Consider the following 254-nt stretch of genomic DNA (forward strand, 5'->3'; position numbering starts at 1 on the left):
CCTCAAGCTCCTCGTCAGGGAAGTCGCGTAGCTCAGCGGTTTCCTTAGCCATGACGGTCTTTTCAATGTCGCGCTGGGAGCTCACGGAGACATACTCGCCGCCAGCCATCGACAAAGCGCCGGCGGCCAGACCAGCCAGACCAGCAATAAGGAGGGAGGAACGGTCGACGGTGGCGCCAGCGACGCCCATCACGATGCCGGCTGTCGAAATGATGCCGTCTTTGGCGCCCAGCACTGCGGCACGTAACCAATTG

Annotated in this window: 1 protein-coding gene; it reads right to left on the bottom strand. The window is 61.8% G+C overall.

All coding sequences use genetic code 11. The features are described 5' to 3' along the window. Positions 1-254 (bottom strand): VIT1/CCC1 transporter family protein (locus AAEY80_RS14695; RefSeq protein ID WP_350588621.1); only part of this gene is annotated, 254 nt, incomplete at both ends.

Origin of the sequence: Psychrobacter sp. 78a-MNA-CIBAN-0178, assembly GCF_040309625.1 — a bacterium.
In the GTDB taxonomy this organism is placed as follows: domain Bacteria; phylum Pseudomonadota; class Gammaproteobacteria; order Pseudomonadales; family Moraxellaceae; genus Psychrobacter; species Psychrobacter okhotskensis.